Genomic DNA, 19,415 nt, shown 5'->3' with positions numbered 1-19,415 from the left:
CAAGATTTAGGTCTATCATAATAAAAAAATCAAAAAACATATAAAAAAATCAACTTTTACTATTGATTTTCTATTCAGAAAATTTATCTTTGCACTCTGAAAAACACTTCGTTTTTTTATTTCTAAAACGCTATTAAATAAATACATAAACTATGTCAAAAGCAATAGGAAAAGTTTCACAGATTATCGGACCAGTAGTTGACGTGGTATTCAACACAAACGATTCTGAATTACCAAAAATTTATGATTCATTAGAAATCATTAAAAAAGACGGAACTAAATTGGTTCTTGAAGTGCAATCCCACATCGGAGAAGATACAGTGCGTACCGTATCTATGGACTCGACAGATGGTTTGAGTAGAGGGGTTGATGTACACGCTACTGGGGCTCCAATTCAAATGCCAATTGGTAGTGATATTTATGGAAGATTGTTTAATGTTGTGGGTGATGCTATTGACGGTTTAGGGGATTTACCAAAAGACGGTGCAAATGGAATGCCTATTCACAAACAAGCTCCAAAATTTGAAGATTTATCAACTTCTACAGAAGTATTGTTTACAGGAATCAAAGTAATCGATTTGATTGAGCCTTACGCAAAAGGAGGTAAAATTGGTTTGTTTGGTGGTGCTGGAGTTGGTAAAACGGTATTGATTCAAGAATTAATTAATAATATCGCTAAAGGTCACGGGGGTCTTTCTGTATTCGCAGGAGTAGGGGAAAGAACTCGTGAAGGAAATGACTTACTTCGTGAAATGTTGGAGTCAGGAATTATTAAATATGGTGATGATTTCATGCACTCTATGGAAAATGGAGGTTGGGATTTAACCAAAGTAGATAAAACTGGAATGCGTGAATCCAAAGCGACTTTCGTTTTCGGTCAGATGAATGAACCACCTGGAGCTCGTGCTCGTGTGGCTTTATCAGGACTTTCTATCGCTGAATATTTCCGTGATGGAGCAGGTTCTGACCAAGGGAAAGACGTATTGTTTTTCGTAGATAATATCTTCCGTTTTACACAAGCAGGTTCTGAGGTATCGGCTCTTTTAGGGCGTATGCCTTCTGCGGTAGGGTACCAACCCACATTGGCAACGGAGATGGGTGCAATGCAAGAACGTATTACATCTACTAAAAAAGGATCTATTACTTCAGTACAAGCGGTTTATGTACCTGCGGATGACTTAACTGACCCTGCGCCTGCAACAACGTTTGCGCACTTAGATGCTACTACCGTATTGTCTCGTAAAATTGCGGAGTTGGGTATCTATCCAGCGGTTGATCCTCTTGATTCTACTTCTCGTATCTTAACGCCTCTTATCTTAGGAAATGACCACTATAACTGTGCGCAAAGAGTAAAAGAAATTCTTCAAAAATACAAACAACTTCAAGATATCATCGCAATCCTTGGAATGGAAGAATTATCTGAAGAAGATAAATTAGCTGTATCAAGAGCGCGTAGAGTTCAACGTTTCTTGTCTCAACCTTTCCACGTGGCGGAACAATTTACAGGTATCCCAGGAGTATTGGTAGATATTAAAGACACTATCAAAGGATTTAATATGATTATTGATGGGGAATTAGATCACTTACCAGAAGCGGCATTCAACTTGAAAGGGACTATTGAAGACGTTATCGAAGCAGGTCAAAAAATGTTAGCAGAAGCGTAATAGAATTATGAATTATGAATTACGAATTATTAATTTTCGTAATTCGTAATTTTAAATTCGTAATTAATTAAATTATGATTTTAGAAATAGTATCACCAGAAGCTACCTTATTTAAAGGTGAAGTTACTTCAGTTTCTTTACCAGGAGTTGACGGGTCTTTTCAAATATTGAATAACCACGCTCCTATAGTTTCTATTTTAAAACAAGGTGCCATAAAAATTTCAGCAACCAGTTTTCATTTTGAAAAAGAAGTTGAGAATAAATTCACTCGAGTAAATGATCAGAATTATACTCTTGAAATTAATTCAGGTACTATTGAAATGAAAGACAATAAGGTTATTGTACTTGCTGACTAAACCTTAAAAAAAATAATTATCAAAAGCCAAGCATCTTTGTTTGGCTTTTTTTTATTTTTGGTAGATGAAAAAAATCAACGAATACGAATTAATAATTTTTCCCGGAAAAATACCTATTTGGAGATTAGTAATAGCTTCGGCTTTATTAACGCTGGTTTTATACTATTTATATTTAGCATTAACCTTTTTTTATTATTTAGGTTTTACGGAAATGGCTTTTAAAAGCCTTGCAAGAGTTATTAAATTAATTACTTATCCTATGTTTTTAATCGTTTCATTAAGTATGACTAAAACGATATTAATTGATACGGATAAAGATAAATTAATTTCAAGGTATCAATTAAGTTCATTTTCTAAAGATGTTTTATCAAAAATTCCCGAACTTGAATATGTTGCTGTTTTTTTTAATTCTAAAGAGGAATTTGAAGTCAACTTATGGTATCAAGGAAATAAACATTATCAAATGTATCGTTTTGAAAAGAAAGAGGAAGCCATGAATTTAGCTATGATAACTTCTACAAAATTAAATATTGATGTGCTAGACGCAACTGTATAAGGAGATTTTAAATGGGTTGATAAAACTAAATTATGAAACAGTTTCCAAAAGATTTATCTCAAAAACTACAACAACGCGAGGTCAATAATGCCTTGCGCTATTTGCCTTCCCCAAACCGTTTAGTTGATTTTTCTTCCAACGATTATCTTGGTTTTGCACATTCGGAAGTCATTTTTAATCAAACACATAAGTATCTTTTAGAGAATAATTGTAAAATAAATGGCGCCACAGGGTCACGATTAATTTCTGGAAATCATAGCCTATATCAACAAGCTGAATTTCAAATAGCACAGTTTCATCAAGCTGAGGCTGCCTTGATTTTTAATTCAGGTTATGATGCCAATGTTGGATTTTTTAGTTGTGTTCCGCAACGTCATGATGTGGTTCTTTATGATGCATTATGTCATGCCTCCATCCGAGACGGAATCCAAATGAGTCATGCTAAATCGTATAAATTTCAGCATAATGATCTCTATGATTTAGAACAATTAATTTTAAAACGCACAACACACAACGCACAACGCACAACTTTTTACATAGTTACAGAATCTGTTTTTTCAATGGACGGAGATTCACCAAATCTTGAGAAATTGATTGCGCTTTCTCAAAAGTATAACGCGTATGTTGTCCTTGACGAAGCCCATGCTCTGGGAGTTTATGGCGTGAAAGGAGAAGGATTACTTCAAAGTTTAGGTTTGCAAGACCAAATTTTCGCCCGAATTGTCACTTTCGGAAAGGGATTGGGTTGCCATGGCGCAGCAATTTTAGGAAGTCAAGAGTTGAAAAGGTATCTGGTTAATTTTGCACGAAGTTTTATCTATACTACTGGACTTTCGCCACACGCGGTAGCTACAATCATCTGTGCCTACCAACATTTAATACAGCAACAAGAAACGCTTGAACAACTTAAAAACAACATTCAATTCTTTATACAACAGCAGAAACTTTTCGGATTAAAACCCTTGTTTGTTTACAGTAAATCGGCGATTCAATCGGCGATACTTCCTGGAAACGATAACGTAAAAACAATTGCTACCCAATTGCAAGAAAAAGGGTTTGATGTCAAAGCCATTCTTTCTCCCACCGTTCCCGAAGGCCAAGAACGGTTGCGTTTTTGTTTACATGCGTACAATTCCGAAAAGGAAATTTTAGAGGTTTTAGATTTGTTACGTAATCTAATTTTTTAGAATTTTGACATTTCAAATTCTGTATTCCAAAAAATAAATTCGAACTTTGCAATTAAAGTAAAATTATGAAACTATTTATAACAGGAATTGGCACCGATGTTGGTAAAACCGTTACATCAGCCATAATAACTCAAGCTCTGGAAGCCGACTATTGGAAACCTGTTCAGGCAGGTGATTTAGACAATTCGGATAGTCACAAAGTCAAAGCTCAAATCTCAAATCCCAAATCTCAAATTTTTGAAAACAGCTACAAATTAAACACACCTGCAAGTCCGCATTTAGCTGCTGCGTTAGATGGCATTACAATACACATTAAACAAATCAAGGAACCTAAGACAAAGAACCATTTGGTTATTGAAGGCGCGGGCGGAATATTAGTTCCATTGAATGATTCGGATTGTATTGTTGACTTGATTCAGAAAGACTATAAGGTAATTGTGGTTTCAAGACATTACTTAGGGAGTATCAATCACACACTTTTGACTTATGAAGCTTTAAAAACTAGAAAAATAGCCATTTCTGGGATTGTTTTTTCTGGGGATGAAAACAAAGCTTCTGAAGAAATCATACTTAAAAAAACAGGCGCAAAATTCATTGGAAGAATAGACAATGAACCTTATTTTGATCAAAATGTCATCCAATATTACGCTGATAAGTTTCGTGAAAATCTTTTAACTTTATAAGAGAACAGAAACAAGAATAAAGAGAATAGACTTTTCTATCTTTGTATAAATTATTGGAGCGTAGTCTATATTCTATTCTCCATTTTCTATATGTTTTGACAAATGAACTTATCCGAAAGAGACCTATTATATAACTGGCATCCGTATACCCAACATAAAACCGCAGCGATTCACCCCGCTATTGTTAAAGGGAAAGGTGCTTTGCTTTGGGATGAACACGGAAAGGAGTTTATTGACGCCATCGCTTCTTGGTGGGTTAATCCTTTTGGGCATTCAAACACAGTGATTGCCGAGGCTATCTACCAACAGCTTACCACGCTTGAGCATGTTCTTTTTGGGGGATTTACTCATGATAAAGCCGTATTGCTTTCTGAAAAATTAATTCCCTTACTGCCTTCCAACCAAAAGAAACTTTTTTATTCCGATAATGGCTCAACAGCCGTAGAAGTAGCTCTCAAAGGGGCTTTTCAATATTATTACAACAAAGGAATTAAAAAAACAAAATTCATTGCTTTTGAAGATGCTTTTCACGGCGATACTTTTGGAGCTATGGCGGCGAGTGGCATTACTTTTTATTCGGAAGCCTTTCAGGGTGCGATGTTGGAAGTCACACGTATCCCCGTTCCCACAAAGGGAAAAGAAACCGAAACCTTGGCACAATTACAAGCCTTGGTAGAATCCAAAGATTATGCGGCGTTCATTTTTGAACCACTCGTTCTAGGAGCAGCAGGTATGGTAATGTATGCTCCAGAAGTGCTCGACCAAATGATTGCGATGTGTCGCGCGCATGATGTCTTTACCATTGCCGATGAAGTCATGACGGGATTCGGGAAAACAGGTAAAACATTTGCCTGCGATTATCTCATGCATCAACCCGACATGATGTGTCTTTCTAAAGCCCTTACTGGCGGAACAATTCCCATGGCGATTACCTCATTTTCTCAAGAAATATACGACGGATTTTATGACAATGATGTAAACAAAGCCTTGTTTCACGGACATACCTTTACGGCCAATCCAACGGGATGCGCAGCAGCATTGGCAAGTATCGATTTGTTGCTAACACCCGAAATGCAAAACCATATTTCACGCATTCATCTCAGGCATTTAGATTTTGAAACTAAGATAAAGAATCACCCTAGAGTAAAAACTACTCGGGTACTCGGTGTTATTTTTGCTTTAGAAATTAGAACCGATTCAGAAGAAAGTTATTACGGAACTCTGCGCAACAAACTGTATCATTTCTTTATTGAAAAGGGCATTATTTTGCGTCCCGTGGCGAATACAATTTATGTTTTACCGCCTTATATCATTACCGATACGCAGTTGCAAAACGTATACGAGACCATAGAAAAAGCCCTTGAAATAGTCTAAAATTTTTTAGTTAACCCGAAAAAACTTTGCGACCTTTGCCAACAAAATCATTCCGTTGAAAACGAAGATTGCCGTTACTTCCTTTGCTTCTTTATCGCCGTTGGGTTCTTATACAGAAACGGCTTGGGAAGCCTATGGCACATCCAAAACAACGATAGCAAGCTATGATTTTGACGGCCAAAAACAGTTTGCTGCCAAAATTCCTGCTTTTCAGCGTCAAGCGATAGAGACACTTCGACATTCAGAACCTAAATACAAGGCGCTCGACGAAACCGTTTTACTCGCTATTTTGGTGGCTCGTCAAGCTGTAAAACAAGCAGGATGGCACGCCAACGACACCTTCGGAATCAATATAGGGTCGTCTCGTGGCGCTACCCAACTTTTTGAAAAATACCACCAAGAATTTATAGAAACAGGTAAAACAGCGACATTAGCATCGCCCACCACAACCCTTGGGAATATTGCCTCGTGGGTGGCACGCGATTTAAAAACACAAGGTCCCGAGATATCACATTCCATTACGTGTGCTACGGCACTCCATGCGGTTTTGAATGCTGTGGCGTGGCTGCAGTCGGGGATGGCAAACAAATTTTTGGTAGGCGGTAGCGAAGCGCCTTTAACGCCGTTTACGCTGGCTCAAATGCATGCTTTGAAAATATATGCCAAAGACGAACAAGAATACCCTTGTCGCGCTTTCGATTTGGAGAAAACAAAAAACACAATGGTCTTAGGTGAAGCCGCTGCAGTAGCGTGCTTAGAGACAGGAATTTCCGCCCATGCGCTAGCCTATATAGCGGGTATAGGATATGCAACGGATACCATTGAGCACAATACGTCCATTTCGATGGAAGCTGATTGTTTTCAAAAGTCGATGAAGATGGCCTTGCAAGAAACGCCTTTGGAAGCTGTAGATGTAGTGGTGCTCCATGCGCCTGGTACCATAAAAGGGGATGCCTCAGAATACCGCGCCATTCAAAAAGTATTTGGAGATCAAATGCCGTTACTCACTACCAATAAATGGAAAGTAGGGCATACGTTTGGCGCTTCGGGAATGCTCAATATTGAACTGGCACTAATCATCTTGCAACACCAACAGTTTATTGGAATTCCTTATGTGATGCAAACACAAAGCAGGTCTTCCTTTTCGAAAATTTTAATTAATGCAGTAGGTTTTGGGGGCAATGCCGTGAGTATTTTATTGTCTAAAACGCCCTAGTTGGTTTCAGAATTCTTTTCCAACGCTTTCATTTGAGCATACACTTTATCGCTTTCCCAGCCTTTTCGGAGGAGGGTATCGCAGAATTTTTTGCGTTTTTTCAAGCTGTTTTTTTCGGTGATGCTTTGCCAAACCTGGCTGGAAAGATTTTCAAATGTGATTTCGTATTCGTCATTAGGAAGACTGTCAAGGGCTTTTCGAATCAAATAATCAGAAATTTGACGCGCTTGTAGTTCGTTTTTAATACGGTTTTTTCCCCACAATTTTTGATGGAATTTTCCTATTGCAAAAGCCAAAGCAAACCGTTCTTCATGAAGAAAACCTTCTGTAAGTAAATGGACTATAACTTCTTGACGTTCGATTTCTGTGAGGGAAAAGTGACGAAGTTTCTCTTGAACATCAGCATGACACCGATCTTGATAGGCACAATAGTACTCCATTTTTTTGAGGATTTCTGTTAAAGTTAGGCTAGACTTGGCGTTCAAGGACTTACGTATTGTATTAATGTTGATAATTTAATAACACAAATGTATTGAAATTCTGTAAATTGAACGTAATTTTGTATGTTCGAAATTCTAATAAAAATTTTTTGTTTTTATGAAGTTAAAATTAGTACTTGTAGCACTTTTCGTAAGCGTTTTTTCTTGGGGGCAAACAAATCCAACTGCACAAAATTTACCATATTCACAAGATTTTTCTTCATTTACTGGGGCTACAACAACTTATCCTGCTGGATGGCAGGGCTGGACAGTGTCAGGATCTCTTGGGACTTCTTATAGTTCCTTGGCACCAAATGGAGATCAAGCATTAGCAGGAGCTACAAATACCTCTACATCAGCACATGTTGGGGATTTTAATGGTAAATTAGGTATATTGTCAACTTCTAGTGCTATTAAATCTGTTTGTTTAGCAATTAATACTACAAGTTTGACTTCAATTCAAGTTACTTTTGATGCATCAACACAAAGAACAGAAAACACAAGACAAAATGAATTAGGATTACAATATAGGATAGGGACTAGTGGAACCTTTACAAATGTTTCTTCTGCAACTTATCTTAATCAAATGAGTCCGACAAACACTACTGGAACAACTTCTGTCAATACTGTTAACGTTTCTGTTACTTTACCATCTGCATGCGAGAATGTTTCTGTTTTACAATTAAGATGGATAATTAGAGACGTATCTGGTTCAGGAAATAGACCAGGTTTTTCTATAGATAACATTAATATTACTTCTTTAAGCGTTTCATCCCCACCCGTAGTTACAGCCTCTACCTTTTCGGGGAATGTGGGTACGGCGTTTAACAATTCGATAGTGGCTACCAATTCGCCTACGAGTTATGCCTACACAGGTACGCTCCCAGGAGGATTGAGTTTTAATAATGCCACCGGAGCTATTACAGGTACGCCTACTACTATTGGTTCATCAACCATTTCTGTAACGGCCACTAATACAGCGGGTACGAGTTCGGCTGCTACTATTACGTTCAATATTGCGGCCGCAGCAGTTCCAGTTGTGACAGCAACAACCTATACAGGAACGACAGGAACAGCTTTTAGTAACACTGTATCGGCCACCAATTCACCCACAAGTTATGCTTACACGGGAACATTGCCTCCAGGGTTGAGTTTTAGTACAAGTACGGGAGCTATTACAGGAACACCCACTACTGCGGGATCTTATTCTATTTCGGTAACCGCTACCAATGCAGCGGGAACGAGTGCAGCTGCTACCATAGGGTTTACGATTTCGTTGCCCGCCCCAGTAGTAACGGGAGGAACATTATCAGGTACCGTAAGCACGGCATTTACGTATACAATTTCAGCCACCAATTCGCCTACGAATTATGCAGTAGCGAGTGGGGCACTGCCGAATGGATTGTCATTAAATAGTACCACAGGACAAATTACAGGTACGCCCACAACGGCAGGTTCGTTTTCGGTAACGGTAACCGCAACCAACGGTACAGGAACAAGTGCACCAGCTACACTTACGTTTACCATCGTGGCTTCAGCGTGTGTGACACAAGGGTTTGCCTCGGGAGCTACTGCACCTACAGGTTGGATTTTTACAGGGATTACGGGAACCTATACCACAGCGGGAAATTATGGTGCCGCCTCACCATCAGTAAGTATGTCAAGTAGTTCCCCAAATAGTGTGATAACCACAGAGGTGTTGCCTACAGGAAATGGGGCTGCACAATTTTCGTTTTGGTTTAAAGGACAAGGAATTACTTCGGGTTCTACGTCAACCTTACAAGTAGATGGCTATGATGGAGCTACGTGGACCAATATAGAGACAATTTCGAGTGCGACGCTTATTGCAAGTAGCAGTACCGCTGTGACCAGAACGTACAATTCGAGTTCGTCACCAGCTTTAAATTCAGGTTTTGTTCGTTTCCGATTGACCTATTTAAAAGGCTCTGGAAACCTTGCCATAGATGATATTTCTATTAGTTGTACAAGTATTGCGGTGAATGCCCCTGTGGTAACTGCTGCTACAGAAACAGGAACAGTGGGTTCGGCTTATTCTTATTTTATATCGGCCACTAATTTTCCAACCAGTTACGCCTATACAGGGACGTTGCCTCCGGGGTTGACGTTCAATACAACAACAGGGCAAATATCGGGAGCACCTACTACAGCAGGGAGTTATTCCATTTCGGTAACGGCTACCAATGCAGGAGGAACCAGTGTCGCAACAACCATTAGCTATACTATAAGTGCCTACGTTGCGGGATGTTATACCGTAAACTTCGATGATGGAACAGCAAAAAGTGCCTATGTAGCCGATGTGGTCACATTAAATGGAAAATCTTGGACTTTTTCAGAGGCGCTAATAGGAGGAACCAACACAACATCCGATTTTGGAATCGGTACCTATTGTGCACGAATTCGCTCAAACAGCTATGCAGGAATTACTATGGCTCAAGATAAACAAAACGGAATTTCTACTATTTCTTTTGATTATAAAAAGTATTATGCTGGAACGTATGTGAATCAGACTTTTAATGTGGAATACAGTAAAGATTCTGGGAATACTTGGATTTATATAGGAAGTATTTCTCCATCTTCAACTACAGTGGCAACCTATACAAGTGCGGCAATTAATCAATCAGGACCTATACGTGTTCGAATTGTGTTTGCATCGGGTACAGAAGATAATAACGTGAGATTAAATATTGATAATTTAAGCATTTGTGATTATGTTGGGGCTACTAAAGACATTGAAGTTTTTGGTAATGCAACAACGATATTTAACAATTCAGTAACGGTTTCAGATAATAATAATACTAATTTTAGTTCGTCGTTCTTTGTAGGAGATACACCCATAGTTAAAACGTTTGTAGTGACCAATAACGGGACTGGAACTCTAAACTTGTCGGGTCTATCGCTATCGTCTACAACCTATTATATCATTACGAGCGCATTATCGAGTACCACTTTATCAGCAGGACAAAGCGCCACGTTTTCAATTACTTTTAATTCGACAGCTACAGGTTTAAAAACGGCTACAGTAACTTTAACTAGCGATGATCCACTAAATGGGACATACAATTTTTTAATCAGTACGAAAGTATACAATTATACACGTTGTACGTTGACAGCACCAAGCGCGATTGCTCAAAATGATTTTGATAGTAATGTTGCCTACACTTATACTATTGGAGGAACAAATACAAACAATAGTGTTACTGGCGGAACCAATTATGGAGACAATAGAACCTCAAAAACGAATATGTTTACAGGTATGAATAGTTTCCAATCGAGTACCGTATTAAATACAATGACATTTGCAGGTATTAGTACCATGCAATATCAAAATTTAGAATTGGATTTTAATTTAGGGGCTTATGCATCTGCTACTGGTGATGGAATGGAAACGTCTGATTATGTTATGGTGTCAATAAGTACAGATGGAGGCACTACATTCTACGATCAATTGAAAATTACAGGAAACAACAATTCAATTTTTGATATAAATAATTCACTTTCTGCAAATTCGGTCACTTATAAAGCAAATGCAACAAATCCAACACGATTGGGAACATTAAATAATTCAACAAACACTACAGGTTCGTTGTTTAAAATTACCAAGTTACCTAATGTTTCAAGTTTAGTGGTAAAGTTTACTTTTTTGTCTAATTCTGCAACAGAAATTTGGGCTATTGACAATATTTCCATCAAAGGACAATCAGCTTTAACCACTACATGGGATGGAAGTACCTGGTCGGCAGGAATACCTACCAGCAGTACAAAAGCTATCATCAACGGGTATTACGATACCACTTCAAACGGAAGTTTACAAACCTGTGAATGTCAAATTAACTTAGGAAACACGTTAAATGTTTCGGCAGGTGATTATGTAGAAGTACAGAGTGACTTAACAAATTATGGTTCAATAAATGTAACTAATAACGCCAGTTTAGTGCAATTGAATGATGAGGCTGTAAACACCAATACTGGGACGACCACTATTGTTCGAAGAACCTCTCCTTTCAAAAAATTTGATTACACCTATTGGTCTACTCCCATAGAAACCGCCACGATTATCTCAATCTTTACAGGATGGCGAACGGATTATTCGTTCCAATTTGTAGCGCCTAATTTTTCAGATACGTTAACGATAAATAATTTAGGAACGATTACAGCGAATACTCCTGATGGGTTTGATGATTATGCGCCATGGGCTTGGAGTAATTATACCAGCAGTATGACACCGGGTCAAGGCTATGCCATTATGGGGCCAAGTACATTGTCTTTTACACCAACTGCCACTGCATCTGTGAGTTTTGTAGGCCGACAAAATAATGGAGTTATTACTCCTACTATTGCGTTGAGTGGCAATAGCGCTAATGCAAATGATGATTGGAATTTGATAGGAAACCCTTATCCTTCAGCAATTTATGCTGATGCTTTTATCAATGCTAATTCGAATATTTCAGGCACGTTATATTTTTGGACGCATACCATGGCTATCTCCACATCCTATCCAGGACCTGATTTATATAACTTTACAGCCGATGATTATGCGGTCTATAATTTGACAGGAGGAACTCGTGCTGGGTTGAATGGAGGGGCTACACCAACAGGATATATTGCATCAGGGCAAGGATTTTTTGTAGAAGCAGTTACCGCGGGTAATGTGTTGTTTAACAACTCGATGCGTAGTAAAAGTTATGCCAACAACGCTTTTTATAAACACAGCCTCACACAAACACAAACCGAGGCTCAAAAAAGTCGTTTGTGGTTGAATTTTCAAAACCCAGAAGGAATGTTCAGTCAACAATTGATAGCCTATCTACCACAATCTACTATGGGATATGATCAAGGCTATGATGGATTGAGTAATAGATCGAATAATTATGTACGCTTTTATTCTTTGCTAGAGGACGATCCATATACAATTCAAGCTCGTGGCACATTTGATGAAAATGATGTAGTTCCTCTTGGCTATTTTAGTGCGGCTACTGGAAATTTTTCTATAGGTTTAGAATCCTATGATGGGCTTTTCGACACGCAAGAGGTGTATTTGTATGACAAACTTTTGGGTATCGTTCACGATTTAAAACAAAGTGCATATTCATTTGACACCAACTACGGAACCTATGATAACCGTTTTGAATTGCGATATACGAATGCCTCTTTAAGCACAGATTCTATATCCGATTCGTTGGCCAATGTAGTAGTCTACCATCCTAAAGAAAGTCAGATGGTTGTTAAATCGACTCTTGAAAAAATTAGTGAGGTAACTGTTTATGATCTTTTAGGCCGTCCTATCGCCACACAAACTAATGTTGATGCCTATGAAGTAGTATTGCAAAATAATGCTTTCAGAAACCAAGTTTTGATAGTAAAAATTGTTTTAGAAAACGGGAAAGTACTCACTAAGAAGACAGCGATGTAGAGAAATTTCGTGAACTAATAATATTTTTCAAAATCCCAAAATAAGCTTCATGAATCTTTGGGGTATTACATCAAATAAAGAGAAGTTTAAGTTTTTTTCTAACATAATAAGCAATAAAAAAAACGGCGAAAAGCCGTTTTTTTTATTTTGGTCTAGTCTCTTTCTTTCATTTGAAACGTTTCCATAAATTTGGTAGTATAATTCCCTGAAATATAATCAGGATCATCCATCAATTGTCTATGGAAAGGAATCGTTGTTTTGATGCCTTCAATATAAAATTCATCCAACGCTCGTTTCATTTTATTGATTGCTTCTTCACGAGTTTGAGCTGTTGTGATTAATTTAGCAATCATAGAATCGTAATTTGGTGGAATTGTATACCCAGCATAAACATGCGTATCCAATCGAACTCCGTGTCCCCCTGGAGCGTGTAAAACGGTTATTTTTCCTGGAGATGGTCGGAAATCGTTATAAGGATCTTCCGCATTGATACGACATTCAATAGAATGCAATTGAGGCAAATAGTTTTTACCAGAAATTGGCACCCCAGCAGCCACAAGAATCTGTTCGCGAATCAAATCATAATCTATGACTTGCTCTGTAATAGGATGTTCTACTTGAATACGCGTATTCATTTCCATGAAGTAGAAATTACGGTGTTTATCTACTAAAAATTCTACCGTACCCGCACCTTCATATTTGATATATTCTGCTGCTTTCACAGCGGCTTCACCCATTTTGTGACGTAATTCATCGGTCATGAATGGAGAAGGAGTTTCTTCAGTCAATTTTTGGTGACGTCTTTGTACCGAACAATCTCTTTCAGAAAGGTGACAGGCTTTTCCATACGAATCGCCCACTACTTGAATTTCAATATGGCGAGGTTCTTCGATTAGTTTTTCCATGTACATCCCATCATTTCCGAAGGCAGCTGCGGCTTCCATACGAGCACTTTCCCATGCTTTTTCAAGCTCTTCTTCCTTCCAAATGGCACGCATTCCTTTTCCTCCACCACCAGCGGTAGCTTTCATCATCACAGGATATCCCGTTTCTTTGGCTACTTTTTTAGCTTGTTCAAAGTCTTCTAAAATGCCATCAGAACCAGGTACACAAGGAACTCCCGCTGCTTTCATCGTAGCTTTAGCGGTAGCTTTGTCTCCCATTTTCTCAATCATCTCAGGAGTAGCACCAATAAATTTGATTCCGTGTTCTTGACAGATTTTAGAAAATTTAGCATTTTCAGATAAGAATCCGTATCCTGGATGTATCGCATCAGCATTTGTAATTTCGGCAGCTGCTATAATATTTGACATCTTTAAATAAGATAAATTACTTGGAGGAGGCCCAATACATACCGCTTCATCTGCAAATTTTACGTGCAAACTTTCTGCGTCTGCAGTAGAATAAACCGCAACGGTTTTAATGCCCATTTCTCTACAGGTTCTAATTACTCGAAGCGCAATTTCCCCTCTATTGGCAATTAATATTTTTTTAAACATCTTTTTAAATTTTAAAATTACAAATCCCAAATCCCAAAATCCAATATTGGAATTTGTATTTTGATTATTGGAATTTCAAAATGACTATGATGGGTCTACTAAGAATAAAGGTTGATCAAACTCCACTGGAGACATATCGTCTACAAGAATTTTAACGATTTTTCCTGAAATTTCAGCTTCAATTTCATTGAAAAGTTTCATCGCCTCCACCACACAAAGTACATCTCCTTTTCCTATAGAAGAACCCACTTCTACGAAAGGCGCTTTATCTGGAGCAGGTTTTCTGTAGAAGGTTCCAATCATTGGAGATTTTACTGTAATGTATTTTGAGTTGTCTGCTGCCGGAGCTGCTGGAGCTGTTTCCGCTGGAGCCGCAACTTGTGGTACAGAAACTACTTGTGGCATGGCTTGCGCCATAGGAGCTTGTTGTACATAAGTTACTTCTGGAGCACTAGATTCTAAAGTAGTTTTGATGGTAATTTTAACATCACCAGTTTCTAATTTCACCTCTGCTACACCAGAATTTGAAACAAACTTGATTAAATTTTGAATTTCTTTTAAATCCATACTATTTTTCTTTTAGTTTATTATTTATTTTTTGTCGTATGCCCATTTTAAATAGATAGCTCCCCATGTGAAACCACCTCCAAATGCAGCAAATATTAAATTATCTCCTTTTTTTAACTGACTTTCAAAATCACTCAACAATAAAGGTAAAGTGGCTGAGGTCGTGTTACCGTATCTTTGTATGTTTACCAATACTTTTGACTCATCAAGTTCCATTCTTGAAGCCGTAGCATCGATAATTCGCTTATTGGCTTGATGTGCAACCAACCAGTCAATACTGTCTTTGGTTAGATTATTGCGTTGCATGATTTTTTCACTCACATCGGCCATTCCAGAAACAGCATATTTAAACACGGTTTTTCCGTCTTGAAAAACATAATGTTGGCTGTTTTCTACTGTTTCTTTTGAAGCCGGAAGAATAGAACCCCCTGCGTCAATTTTTAAATATTCACGACCAATTCCATCCGAGCGCAAATATTCATCTTGAAGACCTAATCCGTCATAGTTAGGTTCAAATAAAACAGCGCCCCCTCCATCACCAAAAATGATGCACGTAGCACGATCAGTATAATCTATGATTGAGGACATTTTATCGGCGCCAATCAAAAGCACTTTTTTATAACGCCCCGATTGAATATAGGCTGCTGCAGTTGACATTCCGTAAAGAAAACTCGAACAAGCCGCAGAAAGATCGTAGGCAAAGGCATTTACGGCACCAATTTGTGTAGCTACAAAAACGGCAGTGGCAGCAACAGGCATGTCGGGTGTGGCAGTGGCTACAATAACTAAATCAATTTCTGCAGGATTTAGATTCGATTTTTGTATTAAATCTTGAGCTGCTTTTATAGCTAAATAGGACGTTCCTTTTCCGTTTTCCTTTAGTAGACGTCTTTCTTTTATTCCAGTTCTTGTTGTAATCCATTCATCATTAGTATCTACCAAAGTTTCAAGAACTTGATTAGACAAAACAAAATCGGGTACATAACCACCCACCGCGGTGATTGCAGCTGTTATTGTATTCATAATAGTATTTTATGTACTCTTTAAAAAAGTATTTTAAAAAGTGGCTGAATTTACAAAAAAAATAGATTTAAAAAAACAAAAACTCTCACATAGTGAGAGTTTAAATGTTATTTTAAGCGTATATTAGGCAACAGCTACTGATTTATCAATAACTACTTGACCTCTGTAATACATTTTACCTTCATGCCAATACGCTCTGTGGTACAAATGTGCCTCACCAGTTACTGGACAAGTTGCAATTGTAGCTACAGTTGCTTTGTAGTGCGTTCTTCTTTTGTCTCTTCTTGTTTTCGAGGTCTTTCTCTTAGGATGTGCCATTTTACTATATTATTTATCCGTTAATAGTTGTTTTAATTTGTCCCATCTAGGGTCAGTATGTATTTCTTCTTTTTGCGTTTCTTTAGCTTCTTTGTTGTCTTTTTGTGATAGTGTTTCTAAGGTTTCTACTTGTAAAGTTCCTTCTTTTATTCCGGGATGAACCCGTTTAAAAGGAACCGAAAGCACAATCATTTCATAAATATATTGAGAAAGATCTATTTGATGTTCCCCGTGAGGAAGAATTAATAATTCTTCGTTGTCATTGTTAAATTCATCGCTAAATTGCACTACTAGTTTTAATTTTCCTTTTATAGGTAAATCAAACATTTCACCAGTTAAATCACATGGAACCAAAACGGTACCTTTGTGTTTAAACTGTATTTCAAGCATAGTAGTCTTTTTTTCTAAAACTACCTTAACGTGAACCAAACAATCATCATATTCATGATATTCAAATTCATCAAAGAACGATTTCTTAATTTCAAACTCAAATTGATGTTTTCCTAATTTTAGTCCTATAAAAGGAATTAAAAATTCATTTGTAACTTTCATCATGTCATCAATTTGACCTAAACCTATATATTTTAGGTTTGGGTGTGCAAAGATATAAAATTATTATAAATCCAAAAGCGTTGTATACATTTTTTTGTTTATAACTACTTTTCTTTTACAAGTAATGGATTTTTTGTAAGTTCGAAATGTTCGTTTCTCGAATGGTATAGGTCGATGGCAAGGTATACTGCTTCTTTGAAAGAAGTATAATCAGCCACACCTTTTCCAGCAATATCATAGGCCGTACCATGATCGGGCGAGGTTCTGATTTTGTTTAGTCCAGCGGTATAATTTACCCCATTTCCAAAAGACAATGTTTTAAAAGGAATCAATCCTTGGTCGTGATAACTAGCAAGAACGGCATCAAATTTTTCATATTGACCACTTCCAAAGAATCCATCAGCAGGATAAGGGCCGAAAGCCATTATTCCTTTTTCAAATAATTTTTTTATGGCAGGTTTAAAAATCATTTCTTCTTCTTTACCAATCACTCCGTTATCACCCGCATGCGGATTGAGTGCCAACAACGCAATTTTAGGTCTGTTGATTCTAAAATCTTGAATTAAGGTTTTGTTGATGGTTTCTACTTTTTGAAGGATAAGAGATTCTGTAAGATGTTTTGCCACTTCATGAACGGGAACATGATCGGTTAACAAGCCAACCCGTAAATTATCTTGAACCATAAGCATCAACGCATTTCCTTCAAGTTCTTGATTTAAATAATCGGTATGTCCGGGGAATTTAAACGCCTCCGATTGGATGTTGTATTTGTTAATTGGTGCCGTTACCATCACGTCAATCAATCCTTCTTTTAAGGCTTTAGTTGTTGCTTCAAAAGATTTTATAGCATATTTTCCAACGGTTTCATCGTTTTGGCCAAAGTTTAAATCAACGCCTTCTCTCCATACATTCAGGACATTGATTTTTCCTTTTAGTATTTGGTCTAATTTATCAATCCCATGCAAGGGTGTTTCTAAATTTAGATTTCTTTTAATGAAGGATAGAATTTTTACATTCGCAAAAATAACAGGCGTGCATAATTCAAGCATGCGCGAGTCTTCGAATGTTTTAAGAATAACTTCGCTTCCAATACCATTTAAATCTCCAATTGAAACGCCAATAATTATATTTTCTGCTTTTTTCATAGCGAATTCTTATTATTTATTGCTAATTTTGAGGTGCAAATTTAGTAAAATAAAACGAGAATGTTTACAGGAATCATAGAAACCCTTGGAATCATAAAAGAGATTCAAAAAAGTGATGATAACCTCCAAATTAAAGTATGGTCTGAGGTGACTTCTGAATTGAAAATTGATCAAAGTGTGGCACACAATGGTATTTGTTTGACTGTAGTCGCAATTGATAGCAATGATTATGTGGTTACCGCCATACACGAGACGATTGTAAAAACGACTATTGGAACTTGGAAAGTGTCCGATATAGTGAATTTAGAACGCGCGATGAAGCTGGGGGATCGGCTGGACGGACATATTGTTCAAGGTCATGTGGATCAAATAGGAACTTGCATTGCGCGTGAGGATCAAAACGGAAGTTGGAAATTTACCTTTGAATATGATGCGACGTTACATAATCTTACTATAGAAAAAGGTTCCATAACCATCAATGGGGTGAGTTTAACGGTAGTTGACTCTAAAATAAACACGTTTAGTGTGGCTATTATTCCCTATACTTTTGAGCATACTAATTTTAAAAACATTACTATAGGCTCTACAGTCAATTTGGAATTTGATGTTATAGGAAAGTACGTCACAAAACTCAACAGTATTCGATAAAATACTTAAAAAAAGAAAAAGCTTCGTTAGGAAGCTTTTTTTGTATGATATATTTTATAAAAACCAAGAACGAGACAAGCTATTACCAAAACAAGAATATTCTCATCTATTGGAAATCCTGGAGGCCCTGGAGGTGCTGGCTGAGGAGGAGTTGGCGTAGCAAAAATTAAATTGCTAAAAAGCAAACTCAGAAGAAGAAATGGTATTTTGCTTGTTGTTTTTTTCATAGGGCGTAAAAGTATAAAAAAAAATTCTGTATCAAAATTTTTTGTTTTATATTTTGGTATTACTTTTTAAAAATTGAAATGAATAATTTTCAATTCATTTAAAACAAGCAAAATACAATAATAGTACACAAAAAATTTTTTTAGTGAAAACTTCTGTTTTGTCTTGGTTCTTTTAAAAGCTATCGGGAGAGTCAGGTGCTTATTTTGTTTCGTTTAAAATTTTATGAATAAGTTCGGGGTATTTTGTAAGATTTTGGATGTAAATTTTACTTTTCATAGATTTTATTTTTCGTTCAATTCTAAAGGCCTTAGAGAAATCATCCGTTTTAATAAAAAGAAACAAAGTTCAATCGTTTGTAATTGATGAGAAAGATTTTGTTCCATAAAGATGTTCGTTATGTGCAAGAATTCTACTTTCAAGATTATCTTGACAAACCCCGACGTAGTATTTTTTAATTTTGTCCGACCATAAAATATAACAACCTATGTC

At 37.1% G+C, this 19,415-nt stretch carries 17 protein-coding genes; 9 read left to right on the top strand and 8 right to left on the bottom strand.

The features are described 5' to 3' along the window. The first annotated feature begins 152 nt into the window (after positions 1-152). From atpD to CLV55_RS07085, 7 genes are all read left to right on the top strand, one after another. A complete protein-coding gene (atpD, locus tag CLV55_RS07115; protein WP_112113056.1) occupies positions 153-1,664 on the top strand; it encodes a F0F1 ATP synthase subunit beta in 1,512 nt (503 codons plus the stop codon). A 74-nt stretch (positions 1,665-1,738) separates the two neighbouring features. Then, entirely contained in the window at positions 1,739-2,020 is a 282-nt protein-coding gene (locus CLV55_RS07110) for a F0F1 ATP synthase subunit epsilon (protein ID WP_112113055.1), read from the top strand. Positions 2,021-2,084: 64 nt separating this feature from the next. Then, on the top strand, positions 2,085-2,576 hold the full coding sequence (locus tag CLV55_RS07105; RefSeq protein WP_112113054.1) for a hypothetical protein: 492 nt from the start codon (positions 2,085-2,087) through the stop codon (positions 2,574-2,576). A gap of 32 nt (positions 2,577-2,608) precedes the next feature. Beyond that, positions 2,609-3,763, top strand: coding sequence for an aminotransferase class I/II-fold pyridoxal phosphate-dependent enzyme (locus CLV55_RS07100; RefSeq protein ID WP_112113053.1), 1,155 nt, complete (start codon positions 2,609-2,611; stop codon positions 3,761-3,763). 65 nt (positions 3,764-3,828) lie between these two features. After that, a complete protein-coding gene (bioD, locus tag CLV55_RS07095; protein WP_112113052.1) occupies positions 3,829-4,446 on the top strand; it encodes a dethiobiotin synthase in 618 nt (205 codons plus the stop codon). A 102-nt stretch (positions 4,447-4,548) separates the two neighbouring features. After that, positions 4,549-5,820 carry an adenosylmethionine--8-amino-7-oxononanoate transaminase gene (bioA, locus tag CLV55_RS07090; protein ID WP_112113051.1) on the top strand — a complete coding sequence of 424 codons (1,272 nt, stop codon included), beginning with the start codon at positions 4,549-4,551 and terminating at the stop codon, positions 5,818-5,820. 55 nt (positions 5,821-5,875) lie between these two features. Further along, positions 5,876-7,036: a beta-ketoacyl synthase N-terminal-like domain-containing protein gene (locus CLV55_RS07085; protein WP_112113050.1), complete on the top strand. Its 1,161-nt coding sequence runs from the start codon at positions 5,876-5,878 to the stop codon at positions 7,034-7,036. Here the strand turns inward: CLV55_RS07085 and CLV55_RS07080 are convergent. Beyond that, positions 7,033-7,476, bottom strand: a complete 444-nt coding sequence (locus tag CLV55_RS07080; protein ID WP_112113049.1) for a regulatory protein RecX — start codon at positions 7,474-7,476, stop codon at positions 7,033-7,035. The two genes, CLV55_RS07085 and CLV55_RS07080, sit on opposite strands and share 4 nt — an antisense overlap. 157 nt (positions 7,477-7,633) lie before the next feature. Between CLV55_RS07080 and CLV55_RS07075 the strand changes: the two genes are divergently transcribed. Then, positions 7,634-12,946 (top strand): putative Ig domain-containing protein, encoded by a 5,313-nt coding sequence (locus CLV55_RS07075; protein ID WP_112113048.1) that lies wholly within the window; start codon positions 7,634-7,636, stop codon positions 12,944-12,946. A 152-nt stretch (positions 12,947-13,098) separates the two neighbouring features. Here CLV55_RS07075 and accC read toward each other — a convergent pair whose 3' ends face one another. The 6 genes from accC to pdxA all read right to left on the bottom strand — a co-directional run bounded on the left by accC (position 13,099) and on the right by pdxA (position 18,050). Further along, positions 13,099-14,445 carry an acetyl-CoA carboxylase biotin carboxylase subunit gene (accC, locus tag CLV55_RS07070; RefSeq protein ID WP_112113047.1) on the bottom strand — a complete coding sequence of 449 codons (1,347 nt, stop codon included), beginning with the start codon at positions 14,443-14,445 and terminating at the stop codon, positions 13,099-13,101. An 84-nt stretch (positions 14,446-14,529) separates the two neighbouring features. Beyond that, entirely contained in the window at positions 14,530-15,012 is a 483-nt protein-coding gene (accB, locus tag CLV55_RS07065; RefSeq protein WP_112113046.1) for an acetyl-CoA carboxylase biotin carboxyl carrier protein, read from the bottom strand. A 24-nt stretch (positions 15,013-15,036) separates the two neighbouring features. After that, a complete protein-coding gene (locus tag CLV55_RS07060; protein WP_112113045.1) occupies positions 15,037-16,035 on the bottom strand; it encodes a beta-ketoacyl-ACP synthase III in 999 nt (332 codons plus the stop codon). A 123-nt stretch (positions 16,036-16,158) separates the two neighbouring features. Beyond that, positions 16,159-16,353, bottom strand: coding sequence for a 50S ribosomal protein L32 (rpmF, locus tag CLV55_RS07055; RefSeq protein ID WP_112113044.1), 195 nt, complete (start codon positions 16,351-16,353; stop codon positions 16,159-16,161). A 9-nt stretch (positions 16,354-16,362) separates the two neighbouring features. Further along, positions 16,363-16,905: a YceD family protein gene (locus CLV55_RS07050; RefSeq protein ID WP_112113043.1), complete on the bottom strand. Its 543-nt coding sequence runs from the start codon at positions 16,903-16,905 to the stop codon at positions 16,363-16,365. 104 nt (positions 16,906-17,009) lie between these two features. Then, complete coding sequence (pdxA, locus tag CLV55_RS07045) at positions 17,010-18,050, bottom strand: 4-hydroxythreonine-4-phosphate dehydrogenase PdxA (protein WP_112113042.1); 1,041 nt, start codon at positions 18,048-18,050, stop codon at positions 17,010-17,012. A gap of 60 nt (positions 18,051-18,110) precedes the next feature. Here pdxA and CLV55_RS07040 point away from each other — a divergent pair, with 60 nt between their 5' ends. Next, positions 18,111-18,698 (top strand): riboflavin synthase, encoded by a 588-nt coding sequence (locus CLV55_RS07040; protein ID WP_112113041.1) that lies wholly within the window; start codon positions 18,111-18,113, stop codon positions 18,696-18,698. Positions 18,699-18,724: 26 nt separating this feature from the next. Here CLV55_RS07040 and CLV55_RS12940 read toward each other — a convergent pair whose 3' ends face one another. Then, positions 18,725-18,925, bottom strand: coding sequence for a hypothetical protein (locus tag CLV55_RS12940; RefSeq protein WP_112113040.1), 201 nt, complete (start codon positions 18,923-18,925; stop codon positions 18,725-18,727). Positions 18,926-19,415 lie beyond the last annotated feature (490 nt).

This window comes from Flavobacterium aciduliphilum (assembly GCF_003268855.1).
Classification (GTDB): Bacteria; Bacteroidota; Bacteroidia; order Flavobacteriales; family Flavobacteriaceae; genus Flavobacterium; species Flavobacterium aciduliphilum.
Note: the sequence above shows the minus strand (reverse complement) of the source record. Positions and strands in the feature narration are given on the sequence as shown.